Annotated in this window: 13 protein-coding genes; 6 read left to right on the top strand and 7 right to left on the bottom strand. The window is 65.1% G+C overall.

Annotation, left to right across the window (positions count from 1 at the left end):
• Positions 1–636, bottom strand: coding sequence for a 7-carboxy-7-deazaguanine synthase (gene queE, locus HLH36_RS17510; RefSeq protein WP_182987580.1), 636 nt, complete (start codon positions 634–636; stop codon positions 1–3).
• Between the two features lie 126 nt (positions 637–762).
• Here queE and HLH36_RS17505 point away from each other — a divergent pair, with 126 nt between their 5' ends.
• Positions 763–1,251 (top strand): OsmC family protein, encoded by a 489-nt coding sequence (locus HLH36_RS17505; RefSeq protein WP_182987579.1) that lies wholly within the window; start codon positions 763–765, stop codon positions 1,249–1,251.
• A gap of 19 nt (positions 1,252–1,270) precedes the next feature.
• On the opposite strand, the gene bioB is transcribed toward HLH36_RS17505, so the two are convergent.
• A complete protein-coding gene (gene bioB, locus HLH36_RS17500) occupies positions 1,271–2,281 on the bottom strand; it encodes a biotin synthase BioB (RefSeq protein WP_182987578.1) in 1,011 nt (336 codons plus the stop codon).
• 271 nt (positions 2,282–2,552) lie between these two features.
• Between bioB and HLH36_RS17495 the strand changes: the two genes are divergently transcribed.
• On the top strand, positions 2,553–3,227 hold the full coding sequence (locus HLH36_RS17495) for a TetR/AcrR family transcriptional regulator (protein WP_182987577.1): 675 nt from the start codon (positions 2,553–2,555) through the stop codon (positions 3,225–3,227).
• A 65-nt stretch (positions 3,228–3,292) separates the two neighbouring features.
• Here HLH36_RS17495 and HLH36_RS17490 read toward each other — a convergent pair whose 3' ends face one another.
• The 3 genes from HLH36_RS17490 to HLH36_RS17480 are packed head-to-tail and all read right to left on the bottom strand — an operon-like array spanning position 3,293 to position 5,231.
• On the bottom strand, positions 3,293–3,709 hold the full coding sequence (locus HLH36_RS17490; protein ID WP_182987576.1) for a ketosteroid isomerase-related protein: 417 nt from the start codon (positions 3,707–3,709) through the stop codon (positions 3,293–3,295).
• Between the two features lie 8 nt (positions 3,710–3,717).
• Positions 3,718–4,596 carry a carbon-nitrogen hydrolase family protein gene (locus HLH36_RS17485; protein ID WP_182987575.1) on the bottom strand — a complete coding sequence of 293 codons (879 nt, stop codon included), beginning with the start codon at positions 4,594–4,596 and terminating at the stop codon, positions 3,718–3,720.
• Positions 4,593–5,231, bottom strand: coding sequence for a GNAT family N-acetyltransferase (locus HLH36_RS17480; RefSeq protein ID WP_182987574.1), 639 nt, complete (start codon positions 5,229–5,231; stop codon positions 4,593–4,595). Before HLH36_RS17480 ends, HLH36_RS17485 begins: the two co-directional genes overlap by 4 nt.
• Positions 5,232–5,581: 350 nt before the next feature.
• On the opposite strand from HLH36_RS17480, the gene HLH36_RS17475 reads away from it, so the two are divergent.
• A complete protein-coding gene (locus HLH36_RS17475; RefSeq protein ID WP_182987573.1) occupies positions 5,582–6,139 on the top strand; it encodes a hypothetical protein in 558 nt (185 codons plus the stop codon).
• 607 nt (positions 6,140–6,746) lie between these two features.
• On the opposite strand, the gene sucD is transcribed toward HLH36_RS17475, so the two are convergent.
• Both sucD and sucC read right to left on the bottom strand, forming a co-directional pair.
• A complete protein-coding gene (gene sucD / locus HLH36_RS17470; RefSeq protein ID WP_182987572.1) occupies positions 6,747–7,628 on the bottom strand; it encodes a succinate--CoA ligase subunit alpha in 882 nt (293 codons plus the stop codon).
• Positions 7,628–8,830, bottom strand: coding sequence for an ADP-forming succinate--CoA ligase subunit beta (gene sucC, locus HLH36_RS17465; RefSeq protein WP_182987571.1), 1,203 nt, complete (start codon positions 8,828–8,830; stop codon positions 7,628–7,630). Before sucC ends, sucD begins: the two co-directional genes overlap by 1 nt.
• Before the next feature lie 214 nt (positions 8,831–9,044).
• Here sucC and HLH36_RS17460 point away from each other — a divergent pair, with 214 nt between their 5' ends.
• From HLH36_RS17460 to HLH36_RS17450, 3 genes are read left to right on the top strand one after another with little or no spacing between them, the layout of a single operon-like run.
• The gene (locus tag HLH36_RS17460) at positions 9,045–9,869 is read left to right on the top strand and encodes an acyl-ACP desaturase (protein ID WP_182987570.1); all 825 of its coding nucleotides are present in this window, start codon (positions 9,045–9,047) and stop codon (positions 9,867–9,869) included.
• A gap of 27 nt (positions 9,870–9,896) precedes the next feature.
• Positions 9,897–10,517 carry a Dabb family protein gene (locus HLH36_RS17455; RefSeq protein WP_246377012.1) on the top strand — a complete coding sequence of 207 codons (621 nt, stop codon included), beginning with the start codon at positions 9,897–9,899 and terminating at the stop codon, positions 10,515–10,517.
• Between the two features lie 45 nt (positions 10,518–10,562).
• Positions 10,563–12,680, top strand: a complete 2,118-nt coding sequence (locus HLH36_RS17450) for a M13 family metallopeptidase (RefSeq protein ID WP_182987569.1) — start codon at positions 10,563–10,565, stop codon at positions 12,678–12,680.
• The last annotated feature ends 45 nt before the right edge of the window (positions 12,681–12,725 follow it).

The raw sequence follows: 12,725 nt of genomic DNA, 5'->3' as shown, positions 1-12,725 counted from the left end.
TCAGGGAATCCCGATCAGCTTGTGGGTCTGCAGGGACAGGCGCCAGCGTGGGTGGGTGCGGCAATAGGCGACGGCCTGCCGGGTATTGCGGGCCTGGTCGGGGCCGTCCATCGGCTGGAGCCAGAATTGCTGGAAGTCCAGATCGGCCACCGCTTCGGGCGGCAGGCCGGGCTGGGGGTAGACCAGTTTCAGTTCGTGGCCGCTGCGCTGGACCAGCGCGGCACCTTCCTTGGGGCTGACGCAGATCCAGTCGATGCCCTCGGGGGCGGCCAGGGTGCCGTTGGTCTCGATGGCGATTTCGAAGCCGCGCGCGTGTACCGCCGCGATCAGCTTTGCATCGAGTTGGAGCAGCGGCTCGCCGCCTGTGAAGACGACGAAGGCGTGGTCGCGGCCTGGTGCGGCCCAGGTCGCGGCGATGGCGTCGGCCAGGGAGGCGGCATCGGCGAAACGGCCACCGCCTTCGCCGTCGGTGCCGACGAAATCTGTGTCGCAGAAACGACAGGTCGCGCCCGCGCGATCGGCCTCCCGCCCCGACCAGAGATTGCATCCGGCGAAACGGCAGAACACGGCGGCGCGGCCGGCATACGCGCCCTCACCCTGGAGGGTCGCGAACATCTCCTTGATCATATAGGCCATGGGGGTGATTTCGGACAGGCGGTGCCCGGACGCAAGCGTTAAATCATGGCGCCGCGTCGCACGATATGGAGGGGGGCGGTTTTCGCGGTGGCGGAGACGGCCTTGAAGCATGAAAGGACACGCCATATGGCGGACAAGACGCATCACTACGCGGTCACGGTGCGCTGGACCGGCAATACCGGTGCTGGAACGCGGAACTATCGTGGATATGAACGTGCCCACGATATTGTCGCGGAGGGCAAACCTGTCATTGCGGGATCGTCCGATCCTGCCTTTCGGGGCGATCCCGACCGATGGAATCCGGAGGAGTTGCTGGTCGCGTCGCTGTCCGCCTGCCACAAGCTGTGGTTTCTGGGCCTATGCGCGCAGGCCGGTATCGTGGTGACGGCGTATGAAGACGATGCGGCAGGCTGCATGGTCGAAGAGGCGGACGGGGGCGGGCAGTTCACCTCCGTCACGTTGCGCCCCCGTGTGACGGTTTCGGCCGGGTCGGATGTGGAAGCGGCCAGGGCGTTGCATGAGAAGGCTCATGGCCTGTGCTTTATCGCGCGATCCGTGAATTTTCCGGTGCGCAATGCGCCCGTGATCGTCAGGGAGCCGCCGGTCGATCGGTGATCGCCGGCGGCCTGGCCTGTCAGGCCTGGACGAGGCTGGTATGCATGCCCAGGCGGGCCAGCAGGCGGGCGTCGCGGCTGGCTTCGGGGTTGGGGGTGGTCAGCAGTTTCTCGCCGTAGAAGATCGAGTTGGCGCCGGCCAGGAAGCACAGGGTCTGGGCTTCGTCCGTCATGTCCTCGCGCCCGGCGGCCAGGCGGACGCGGCTGGCGGGCATGGCGATGCGGGCGGCGGCGATGATGCGCACGAAATCGATCGGGTCGACCGCCTCGGCCTCGGCCAGCGGGGTGCCGGCCACGCGCACCAGCAGATTGATCGGCACGCTCTCGGGGTGTCTGGGCAGGCTGGCCAGGCTGGCGATCAGGCCGGCGCGGTCGCTTTCGTCCTCGCCCATGCCGACGATGCCGCCGCAGCAGACATTGATCCCGGCATCACGGACATTGGCCAGCGTGTCCAGCCGGTCCTGATAGGTGCGGGTGGAGATGATGTTGCCGTAATGCTCGGGCGAGGTGTCGAGATTATGGTTGTAGTAGTCCAGCCCGGCATCGCGCAGGCGCTGGGCCTGGCGGGCATCGAGCATGCCCAGGGTGACGCAGCTTTCCAGGCCCAGGGCCTTCACGCCCTCGACCATGGCGCAGACCGTCTCAAGATCATGATCCTTGGGCGAGCGCCAGGCGGCGCCCATGCAGAAGCGCGCGGCCCCGGCATCGCGCGCGGCGCGGGCTTCCTTCAGCACGGCTTCCACCGCCATCAGGCGGCTGGCCTTGACGCCGCCATCCTCATGCATCGCGCTCTGCGGGCAATAGGCGCAATCTTCCGGGCAGCCGCCGGTCTTGATCGAGAGCAGGGTGGAGATCTGCACCTCGGTGGGGTCGAAGCGGGCGCGATGCACGCTCTGGGCCCGGAACAGCAGCTCGGGGAAGGGCAGGGCGATCAGCGCCGCGATTTCGTCGCGCGTCCAGTCGGTGCGCACCGGCGGAAGGGACGGATCGGCGAAAGCGGGCGATGCGGCCGGCATGAGACCATCGGGCATCGGGCGGGTTCCTGGACTGTTGGCGATAGGAGGCTGTTTCGAAAGCCCAGCCGGCGGGGCTTTTGAAACAGCCTCGAAGGGACAACGCTGTGCCACAGAAGCGAGGGGTATGTCACCCATGTCGGCTTGTCAGGGCTTGTTTCGATTGTCCAGGAGGGCAGGCAGGGCCTTGCAGAAAAAAATCGTTGACCGTTGAATGAATGGGGCGGCCAGTGGCCATGCCCCGTTTTCCTGGGCGAACGAATAGAAAGCGCGCTCCGGCGATGCTAGGATGGACGGCTCGACACTGAACAAGGACGATCTGGTGCCGTTCCATCATACTCCGCTCAGTCGACGCAGGGGACGCCCGGCGAAGGGAACGCCCGCGGCGCGCGACGCCATGCTCGGCGCGGCCCTGCATGGGTTTTCGCGGAAGGGTTATGACGGAACGGGGCTGCGGGAGATCGCGGATGAGGCAGGCGTCGATCCCGCGCTGATTTCCCATCATTTCGGCTCGAAATTCGCCCTGTGGAAGGCGGTGGTGGACGAGATTGCGCTACGCCTGGCCGCTGCGCGCCGGTCGATCGAGGAATTGCATGGCGCATCGGGGCCCACCGAAGAACGGGTGCGCGAAGGACTGACGCGTTTCATCACGGCCAATTGCGATATTCCCGAACTGGCGAAATTTCTCTCCGACGAGATGAGCCAGCCTGGGGAACGGCAGGAATATATCATGCGTGAAATCTGGGAACCATACCAGGACGCGATGCTGCCCTTGTTGCAGGAGGCCCGGGCGGACGGGCTGCTGCGCCATGACGGATCGCCCGAACTGACCCTGATGATGGTCATGGGGGCCGTGATGCTGCCGTTGCTGATGATGCGCCGGCGGGGGCTTTCGAAAGGGGACGAGGCGGAATTGTCGCGCCGGCTGATCTCGGACGTATTGCCGATGATACTGGCGGCCTGAGAACCCGACCGAAAATGCGGTCTGGCGGCGAGCCGCCGCGCGTTGCGCCGCCAGGCCGGGGACGATCAGGATGCCGCGTTGATCTGTTTCGTCCATAGCGGAAGATTGTAATAGTTGGTGACGCGCGCGATCTTGCTGCCCCGGATCTGGAAGAAGGCACCGACCGGCAGGGCATAGGTCTGGCCTGTTGCCGGGGGAAGGCCCTGTTCGGTCTTCAGATAGGTGCCATGGACGATGAATTCCGCCGCGGCGCGCGTGCCGTCCGGTGTCGTCATGATCACGAGATCCTTCGACGCCTCGCGATAGAAGCCTTCCATGCGCCGCAGGAAGGCTTCGAATTGGGGGCGGCCGGTCTCCTGCCCGCCCTGGTTGATGTCATGGACGACATCCTCGGTCAGCAGGTCGAGGACGGCCGGGATATCCTCGCGATTGAAGGCGTCGTAATAGGCGTGGATCAGCGCCTGGGTCTGTTCGGCTGACATGGGTTTTCCTAAGCTGAGAAGGGGATGCGGCGGGCGACGGGAACCGTGACCGGCCAGTCGCGGCAGTTGCGCACGGCGCCGTTTTCGCGCACCGCGTCCAGTGTGGCCGGGTCGAGTGTCGTGAAGATCCACCCGCCCTGGTCCAGCTTGCCTTCCGCCATGATGCCGTCGGCCGGGAAACCGCGATCGACCGGGCCGTAAACCCCGGCGCAGCCATGGTTCTCGTCCAGCGTGGCCAGCCAGGGCGCGTCGCCCACGGTCGGCGAGACCGCGACGAAGCACTGGTTTTCCAACGCGCGGGCCTGCGCCGAAATCCGTACCCGGTTGAAGCCATGCATGGAATCGGTGCAGGTGGGCACCAGGATCAGCCAGGCCTCGGCCTCGATCTGGGCGCGTGCCAGCATCGGAAATTCCGAATCATAGCAGACCGAGGTGCCGATCAGGCCCCACGGGGTTTCGAACACGCCGGGCGGATTGCCCGCGCGCACGCCCCAGGATTCATTCTCGAACCGGGTCATGACGTGTTTGTCCTGGAAGGCGACCTGACCGTCCGGGGCGATGAGGGGGGCGCGGTTGCGCACCCCTGCGGCCTCGGGCCGGGGGAGGGTGCCGGGCATCAGCCAGACCTTATGGCGCTGTGCCGTCTCGCGCATGATGTTCAGGATGGCGTCGCTGCACCGGCAGACGGCCGCCAGTTCCGCCGCCGGATCGGGCCGGTCGGTCAGTGCGGCGGCGGCTTCCATGCAGGAATATTCCGGCATCAGCAGCAGGTCCGCGTGCGGCGCGGCTTCTGCCACCAGGGCGTCCAGATGGCGGGCGTAATCCTCGATCGTGTGATTGCGTGCCACTTCCCAGGCCAGCACGCCCAGTCGGATTGGTTTGTTCATGCATCATGCTCCTGCATCTCGAGGCTGGCGGGGATCGGTGCGCCGCGAAGCGATTTGATGAAGAAATCGAGCGTGTGGGGCGTTTCTTCGGCGTGACCCGGCTCTTTCCAGTCCAGTTCGCACGTCACGCCGGGCAGGGGGCGGAAGCCGCGTCGGGCCCAGAAGGCGTGCAGCGTGGTGGCGCCGGGCGGGCGGGCCGGATGATCGTCCGGACGGCGCACCGAGCAGAAGGTCGCGAAATTGGCCAGGCTCGTCGTGAGAGCATGGCGTTCGCGCTCTTCGAAGAAGCGTACGCCCAGCCCCTGGCCGCGATAGGCATCGAGAAGCACGGACTCGCCGAAATAGAAGAAATCGTCCGTGCTCAGGCCCCGTGTTTCGAAAGGCGCGCGAATGGCCTCCTGTTCGTCCCGCATCGGCAGGCAGGTGGAGGCACCGACCACGCTGTCGCCGTCGCGGGCGATGATGACGGCTGCCCCTTCGCTGCGGACATAGAATTGGAGGTATTTTTCCTCGTAGGCCACGTCTCCGTCATACAGATAGGGCCAGTCGCGGAAGACGCCGATGCGCAGGCGGGCGAGATCCGGAAGGACCGGGATGATGCGCTCGCCTGTCAATGTTTCGATCGTCACGCGCATTCTGGCTGATCCTTTTCAGTTGCTTTCCCAGCCGGGCCGCGACGAGGAAATCGGCGCCAGGGTGGCGTCGAGCGCCTGCTGCATGCGGCGCTTCCTTGCGTACATTAAATCACCGGATGTTGAATATAAGGCCGCCGGCGGAGCGTCAAGGGATGGGCGAGCGGGTCGGGGAAGGCAATTCGCAGGGCCACAGGACGGGTGATTCGTTTTAGGTTCGTGCCGATGGAAAGGCATGGGCTCTCGTTGGTCTCTTTACACTTCACAGGCCGGTCAGCGAAGATATCCTCAGGGGTCAGGCCATTGCCCGGGATGGGAAAAGTCTGATATTTCGTATCCTGGGAGGCGATTCTATGAGTAGTGATCCGAAACACATTATTATCCCGATCTTTTACAACCATCGGGGCGCCATGATTTTTCGTGATCGGCCGCTCAGGATAAAGCCCACCCCCTCCACGATGCAGAGCATCCTGGGATTGGTTAACAAGAATTCTCTTCCAAAAGAAAAAACGATCTATCAGGATTATTTCTACTACGGGTTTGAATTCAATCCGAAGAAGATTCGTCTGGTAAACGCTCTCATGGGCGGTATTTTTGATTATTTCCATTCCATCGGAGTGACTTTTAATTACCCTGGCGTCGATCAGAGCTCGATCGCCGAGGACTGGGTCGGGAGGACGCGTTATCATGTCGTAGCCGTCATGGCCGACGTGCGTAACCCGTATCTCTGTGCCTATGGCTATCTCGATCCGTCAACCAATGCCTTTATCGAGGACGACAACGAGACGAATCCCCGCTCCAAGATGAAGTCGCCTGCCGTATCCGTGGCGACAGTGAAGAATATGATCCGCAAGGGTGAGCTTGGTGAGGCGCATATTCGTCTGGCACAGGTGCAGCTATCCGCTCCGTGACGGAATAGATCTTTACTGGCTTCCATTCTCTTTGGCCGCGCGGTCCCTCAATGCGGAGATGGGGTGCGGATTGGCGGATCTGGCTGCTCCGCGGATTTAGGCGGCTTTGGCGGCAAGGCCCGCCCTTTCAGGTGAAATACAGGTTCTCGGACGGGGCGGCAGCGCGCATCATTATCGCGATGACGATGTGCTGTTACTGGTCCCGGCGTCGGATCGAGTGCGGAAAATATGGCTGGCTTTGCTGGCCGGACGGTTCGGTGTCTGAATATCCGACGTTCCCTGCGTGAAGAATGTCCGGAGGGCTGATGATGATTGGTGGGACACGAAGCCTTTCGGCCTGGTGGGGCATCCGGTCGCGCATGCCCGCACACCTCAGGCGATGAATGCCCTCTTCGAACGCAACGGGCTTGATGCGGTCATGATGCCCTGATCAACCGTTCGCGGGAACGGCTTCTGGCGCCTCACGAGCGGCTGAGATTGCGGTTTCCGGACCTGGAGATCGTGATCGGGGAGCATGTCGGGGGCATGTTCTGGTCGTCAATGCGACATCGCGCGGTCTGCGGGAGGCCTGATCGGTCCGCCCCGAGGGGCGGACCGGGGGGATGTGTCAGGCGTGGCCCGTCAGCACGTCCAGCAGGGTCTGACCCAGCAGGGCCGGGCTGGCGGAGACGTGGATGCCGGCGTCGCGCAGGGCCTCGATCTTGGCGGCGGCCGTTTCGTGCCCGCCGGTGATGACCGCGCCGGCATGGCCCATGCGACGCCCCGGCGGGGCGGTAGCCCCGGCGATGAAGCCCACGACCGGCTTGCGGGTCCCGCTGTCGCGAATCAGCGTCGCGCCGTCGATTTCCGACGTGCCGCCGATTTCGCCGATCATGATGATCGAATCGGTGTCGGGGTCCGCGATGAAGCGTTCCAGCACATCGATGAAATCCATCCCCTTGACCGGATCGCCGCCGATGCCGACGCAGGTGCTCTGCCCCAGCCCGACCGCTGTGGTCTGGGCCACGGCCTCGTAGGTCAGGGTGCCGGAGCGCGAGACGATGCCCACCTTGCCGGGGCGGTGGATCGCGCCGGGCATGATGCCGATCTTGCACTCGCCGGGGGTGATGATGCCGGGGCAGTTGGGGCCGATCAGCAGGCTGTCGGACCGGTGCAGCACCTGCTGCACGCGCACCATGTCCAGCACAGGAATGCCTTCGGTGATGCAGACGATCAGGGGCACGCCGGCGGCGATTGCCTCGAGGATCGCATCGGCGGCGCCGGCGGGCGGCACGTAGATGACGCTGGCATCGACCCGCGTGGCCGCGCAGGCCTGGGCCACCGTATCGAAGACCGGCAGGCCGAGATGGGTCTCGCCGCCCCGGCCGGGGGTGACGCCGCCGACCAGTCGGGTGCCGTAGGCCAGGGCCTGTTCGGAATGGAAGGTGCCCTGGGCGCCGGTGAAGCCCTGGGTGATGACGCGGGTATCGCTATGGACCAGGATGGACATCAGGCGACTCCTTCCGCGCGCACGGCTGCGACGATCTTGCGCGCCGCGTCGCCCAGATCGTTGGCCGGGATGATCTTCAGGCCGGAGTGGGACAGGATCTCCTGCCCGCGTTCGACATTGGTGCCGGCCAGGCGGACCACCAGCGGCACGCGCAGGCCCGTCTCGTGCGAGGCGGCGACGATGGCTTCGGCGATGATGTCGCAGCGCATGATGCCGCCGAAGATGTTCACCAGGATGCCGCGCACCTTCTGGTCGGACAGCACGATGCGGAACGCCGCCGCCACCCGCTCGCGCGTGGCGCCGCCGCCGACATCGAGGAAATTGGCCGGTTCCTCACCCTCCATCTTGATGATGTCCATGGTCGCCATGGCCAGGCCGGCGCCGTTGACCATGCAGCCGATGGTGCCGTCCAGCCCGACATAGGCCAGGCCGTGGCGCGCGGCCTCGCGCTCGCGGGGGTCTTCCTCGTTCTCGTCGCGCAGCTCCTCCAGTTCCGGATGGCGGAACAGCGCGTTGTCGTCGAAGCTCATCTTGGCGTCGAGCGCCACCAGGTCGCCCGAGCCGGTGACGACCAGCGGATTGATCTCGACGATCGCGGCGTCCAGCGACACGAAGGCCTCGTAGGCCGCGCGCAGGACGGTGGTGAAGGCGCGGATCGAGCGGCCGTGCAGGTCCAGCCGGGCCGCGAGGGTGCGGGCCTGGTAGTCGGACAGGCCGGTGGCGGGGTCGATCGATTCCTTCAGGATGCGTTCGGGCGTGGCGGCGGCGACGTCCTCGATCGCCATGCCGCCATCCTGCGACGCGACGATGACGATGCGGCCGGTGGCGCGATCGACCAGCAGGGAGAGATAGAGCTCGCGCGCGATCTCGCAGCCGGCCTCGATATAGAGGCGGCGGACGATGCGGCCGGCCGGACCGGTCTGGCGGGTGACGAGGGTGCTGTCCAGCATCGCGACGGCGGCCTGCTGCGCATCGTCGGGGGTGCGGGCCAGGCGGACGCCGCCCTTGCCGCCGGGATCATCGGCGAAATGGCCGGCGCCACGGCCGCCGGCGTGGATCTGCGCCTTGACGACCACGATCGGGCCGCCGATCGCGCGGGCGGCCACCAGGGCCTCGTCGGGTGAACGGACGACCCGCCCGTCCAGCACGGGCATGCCGAATCCCTTCAAGAGGGCTTTCGCCTGATATTCGTGTATGTTCATACGGTTATGATCCGCGTTTGTTGTCATTGCGCCAGGGGGAAGCCGGGCGGTGCGCCGGTCGCGTATGCGCCAGCGATCGTCTGCATGGCATAATTGGACGGTTTATGCCATCTCACAAGCTGAAAAGGACTTGTTCAGGCTTCGTATATGCCCTTCTGCACGGAAGGGCGGGAAAGAGGGAAACGGGGCAGGACGGCATGAAAGACGGAGCACGATGAAACACTGGCGCATTGAGCAGATGGACTGGGACAGTTTCGATCCGGCCCGTGTCGATCCCGACATCGTCCAGCTGGTCAAGGCGGCGTCGGTCGTCGAACGGAACGGCGTGGATTATGCGCTCTATCTGAACAATGTGTTCTTCGATGACCCGGCCTTCCGCGAGGCGGCGGACAATTGGGCAATCGAGGAAGTGCAGCATGGCGACGCCCTGGGGCGGTGGGCGATGCTGGCCGATCCGTCATGGGATTATCCGCAGGCGTTCGAACGCTACCGGACATCGTACAAGCTGGAACTGGAGGTCGACCGGTCCATTCGCGGGTCGCGCACCGGGGAACTGATTGCGCGCTGCATGGTGGAGACCGGGACGTCGTCCTTCTACACCGCGCTGGCCGATGCGACGGAGGAGCCGCTGCTGAAGGCGATCTGTCGGCAGATCGCAGCGGACGAATACAGGCATTTCAAGCTGTTCTACGATCACATGAACCGTTACCTGAAGCGCGAGAAGCTGGGTGTGTGGCAGCGTATGCGCATCGCGCTGGGCCGGGTGACGGAGAGCGAGGACGACGAGCTGGCCTCGGCCTACCACACCACCAACGAGCCGGCCGGCATTCCTTACGACCATGGCCGGTGCATTGCGGCCTATATGGCGCGGGCAATGCGCTATTATCAGCCCAGGCACACCGTGCGCGTCACCGGCATGGTCCTGAAGACCATCGGGATCACGCCGCATGGCTGGGTGCATGAACTGGTCGCGCGGGGCGTGTATCATCTCATTCGCATACGGCAGAAGAAATTCGCGCGTCAGGCGGCCTTGGCCTGACGGGACAGGAACCTGGAGGGAGTGACGATGTTGGTGCGCAAAATGATCGCGGCCGCGAGCCTCGGCCTGACCGTGGCGGCGTTATGCCCGGCGGAGGCTGTGCTGGCCCAGCCTTATTCCCTGCCGATCGCGACATCGCCCGCAGCGCCGCTGCCCCCCGATGCCGCCGCCGTCGCGGTACAGCAGGACCTGGCCCAGGTGGGGGTCGCGGCCTTTACCGCGCCCGCCTTTCGGCCGGGGCTGGTCCGGCATGTGGTGCTGTTCCGCTTCCTCAAGGATGTGACGCCGTTTCAGAAGGCCGAGATCGCCCGGCGTTTCCTGGAGCTGGCGGCCGATTCCCACCGTCCCGACGGCCGCCCGGTGGTCGAATCGATCGAGACCGGTTTCCAGAACGGTGGCGAGGGCGTGGATGAGGGGTACCAGATGGGGTTCCTGGTCAGTTTCCGCTCGGAAGGGGACCGGAATTACTATGTCGGCCGGCCGGTCGTGACCCAGCCGGGCTTCTTCGATCCCGCGCATGATGCCTTCAAGGCGTTCGCGGCGCCGTACCTGGCGGGCATCATGGCATTCGATTATCGCGTGGCGGCGCTGGCGCGTCCGCCGGAGCCTGTGAAAACCGCTGGATCGCGGGCTGGGCACCGCAAATAAACCGTCATACTGTATCCCGTTCGTAATAGAATGAAGAGAAACGGGATGTCGGATTCCAGGCGATATGGGCGGAGCGGTTCGGCGCGGCGCGCATGGTTGTGCAGCGCCGCGCTGCTGATGGCGGCGAGTTGGAGCGGCGGGACGCGGGCGGCCGAACCGGCCGTGGCGGCGAAGGTTGCCGACGGGACCGACGCGCCGTCCTACGGGGCCTGGGGCTTCGACGTGGCCGGACGGGATCTGTCGATCGCGCCGGGCAACAATTTCTTTGGCTACGCCAACGGCCACGCGGTGCACGACATCGTCATCCCGCCCGACATGACGGCCTATGGGCCGTTCAACATGCTGCACGAACTGTCGCGCAAGCGTGTGCAGGGCATTCTGAACGACCTGTCTGCCCATCCGGTGGCCGAGCCCGCGACGGTCGACCAGAAGCTGGGCACCTTCTATGCGACCTTCATGGACGAGAAGGGGATCGAGGCCCAGGGCACCCGGCCGCTGGCGCCGGACCTCGATGCCGTGCGCGCGGTGAGCGACCGGACCGCCTTCGCCACCCTGCTGGGGCGCGCCCAGACGGGATTCCAGTATTCGCTGTTCGGGCTGGGTATCCAGCCGGACGCCAAGGACCCGACCGTCTACGCGCTGATGCTGGACCAGGCAGGCCTGGGCATGCCGGATCGGGATTATTATCTGAAGCCTGAACTGGCGGCGAAGAAGACCGCCTATCAGGCTTATGTCCAGCAGGCCCTGACCCTGATCGGCTGGCCGGATGCCGCGCGGCAGGCCCAGGCCATCGTGGCATTCGAAACGCGGCTGGCGCAGGTCCACTGGGCGCGGCAGGACCTGCGCGATCCCGACAAGATCTATAACCCCATCACGGTCGTCGACCTGGCCAAGCGTGCGCCGGGCTTCGACTGGGCGGCCTATCTGACCGGCGCCGAACTGCCCGAGACGATCGTGAAATCGGGCACGCTGATCGTCGGCGAGCCCGATGCCATCATCGGCGAGGCCCGCATTGCGTCGGAAACCCCCCTGGATACGCTGAGGGCCTGGCTGGCCTTCCACCTGGTGGACAATGCAGCGCATTATCTGCCCAAGGCCTTCGTCCAGGCATCGTTCGACTTCAACGACAAGACGCTGGGCGGCCAGCCGCAATTGCCCGACCGGTGGAAACGCGGCGTGACCGCCACCGGCAATGCGATGGGCATGGCACTGGGCCAGACCTATGTCGCGCGCTATTTCCCGCCGGAATACCGGCGGATGATGGAGTCGCTGACCACCGAGCTGAAGGCGGCTTTCCGCGTGCGGCTGCAGCATAATGCGTGGATGGGCCCGGAGACGCGTGCGGCAGCCCTACAGAAGCTGGATCATTTCACCATCCAGATCGGCTACCCCAAGCGCTGGCGGGATTATGCGACGCTCGTCGTCAAGCAGGGGGATGTCTATGGCAATGCCGGGCGCGCCGTTGGCTTCGAATGGCGCTACTGGCTGGGGCATCTGGGCCACCCGGTCGATCGTGACGAGTGGGACATGACCCCGCAGACGGTCAATGCCTACAACAACCCGCTGTTCAACGAGGTCGTGTTCCCGGCCGCGATCCTGCAGCCGCCCTTCTTCAACCCCAAGGCTGACCCGGCGATCAATTATGGTGCGATCGGTGGTGTGATCGGCCATGAGATGACGCATTCCTTCGACGATGAGGGGCGCAAGTTCGACTATCTGGGCCGCCTGAAGGAATGGTGGACGAAGGATGACGAGGCCCGTTTCAACAAGCTGGCCGATCGTTTCGGCAAGCAGTACGACGCGTTCGAGGTGCTGCCGGGCGTGCATGTGAACGGCAAGCTGACGATGGGCGAGAACATTGCCGACCTCGGCGGGCTGACCCTGGCGCTGGATGCCTATCATGCCTCGCTGCACGGCAAGCCGGCCCCGGTGATCGGCGGCCTGACCGGGGACCAGCGCGTGTTCCTGGGCTGGGCGCAGGTCTGGCGGCAGAAGCTGCGTGACGACATCGCGCGCCAGCGGGTGATGACGGACCCGCATTCGCCGCCGCAGGCGCGGGTCAATATCCCCATGCACAATATCGACGCGTGGTACAAGGCCTGGAACGTCAAGCCGGGCGACACGCTGTATCTGAAGCCCGAGGACCGGGTGAAGATCTGGTAACGGCGGAAGCCTCGTACGCCGGGAGCAGGGGGCATGCAGGGACGG

The organism is Gluconacetobacter aggeris (assembly GCF_014174395.1).
In the GTDB taxonomy this organism is placed as follows: domain Bacteria; phylum Pseudomonadota; class Alphaproteobacteria; order Acetobacterales; family Acetobacteraceae; genus Gluconacetobacter; species Gluconacetobacter aggeris.
This window is presented reverse-complemented; position numbering and strand designations above follow the sequence as displayed.

What these genes read in the sequence shown, in the direction of transcription:
- queE (WP_182987580.1), bottom strand. Translation starts at nt 636, where the DNA reads ATGGCCTATATGATCAAGGAGATGTTCGCGACCCTCCAGGGTGAGGGC.
- HLH36_RS17505 (WP_182987579.1), top strand. Translation starts at nt 763, where the DNA reads ATGGCGGACAAGACGCATCACTACGCGGTCACGGTGCGCTGGACCGGC.
- bioB (WP_182987578.1), bottom strand. Translation starts at nt 2,281, where the DNA reads ATGCCCGATGGTCTCATGCCGGCCGCATCGCCCGCTTTCGCCGATCCG.
- HLH36_RS17495 (WP_182987577.1), top strand. Translation starts at nt 2,553, where the DNA reads ATGGACGGCTCGACACTGAACAAGGACGATCTGGTGCCGTTCCATCAT.
- HLH36_RS17490 (WP_182987576.1), bottom strand. Translation starts at nt 3,709, where the DNA reads ATGTCAGCCGAACAGACCCAGGCGCTGATCCACGCCTATTACGACGCC.
- HLH36_RS17485 (WP_182987575.1), bottom strand. Translation starts at nt 4,596, where the DNA reads ATGAACAAACCAATCCGACTGGGCGTGCTGGCCTGGGAAGTGGCACGC.
- HLH36_RS17480 (WP_182987574.1), bottom strand. Translation starts at nt 5,231, where the DNA reads ATGCGCGTGACGATCGAAACATTGACAGGCGAGCGCATCATCCCGGTC.
- HLH36_RS17475 (WP_182987573.1), top strand. Translation starts at nt 5,582, where the DNA reads ATGAGTAGTGATCCGAAACACATTATTATCCCGATCTTTTACAACCAT.
- sucD (WP_182987572.1), bottom strand. Translation starts at nt 7,628, where the DNA reads ATGTCCATCCTGGTCCATAGCGATACCCGCGTCATCACCCAGGGCTTC.
- sucC (WP_182987571.1), bottom strand. Translation starts at nt 8,830, where the DNA reads ATGAACATACACGAATATCAGGCGAAAGCCCTCTTGAAGGGATTCGGC.
- HLH36_RS17460 (WP_182987570.1), top strand. Translation starts at nt 9,045, where the DNA reads ATGAAACACTGGCGCATTGAGCAGATGGACTGGGACAGTTTCGATCCG.
- HLH36_RS17455 (WP_246377012.1), top strand. Translation starts at nt 9,897, where the DNA reads ATGTTGGTGCGCAAAATGATCGCGGCCGCGAGCCTCGGCCTGACCGTG.
- HLH36_RS17450 (WP_182987569.1), top strand. Translation starts at nt 10,563, where the DNA reads ATGTCGGATTCCAGGCGATATGGGCGGAGCGGTTCGGCGCGGCGCGCA.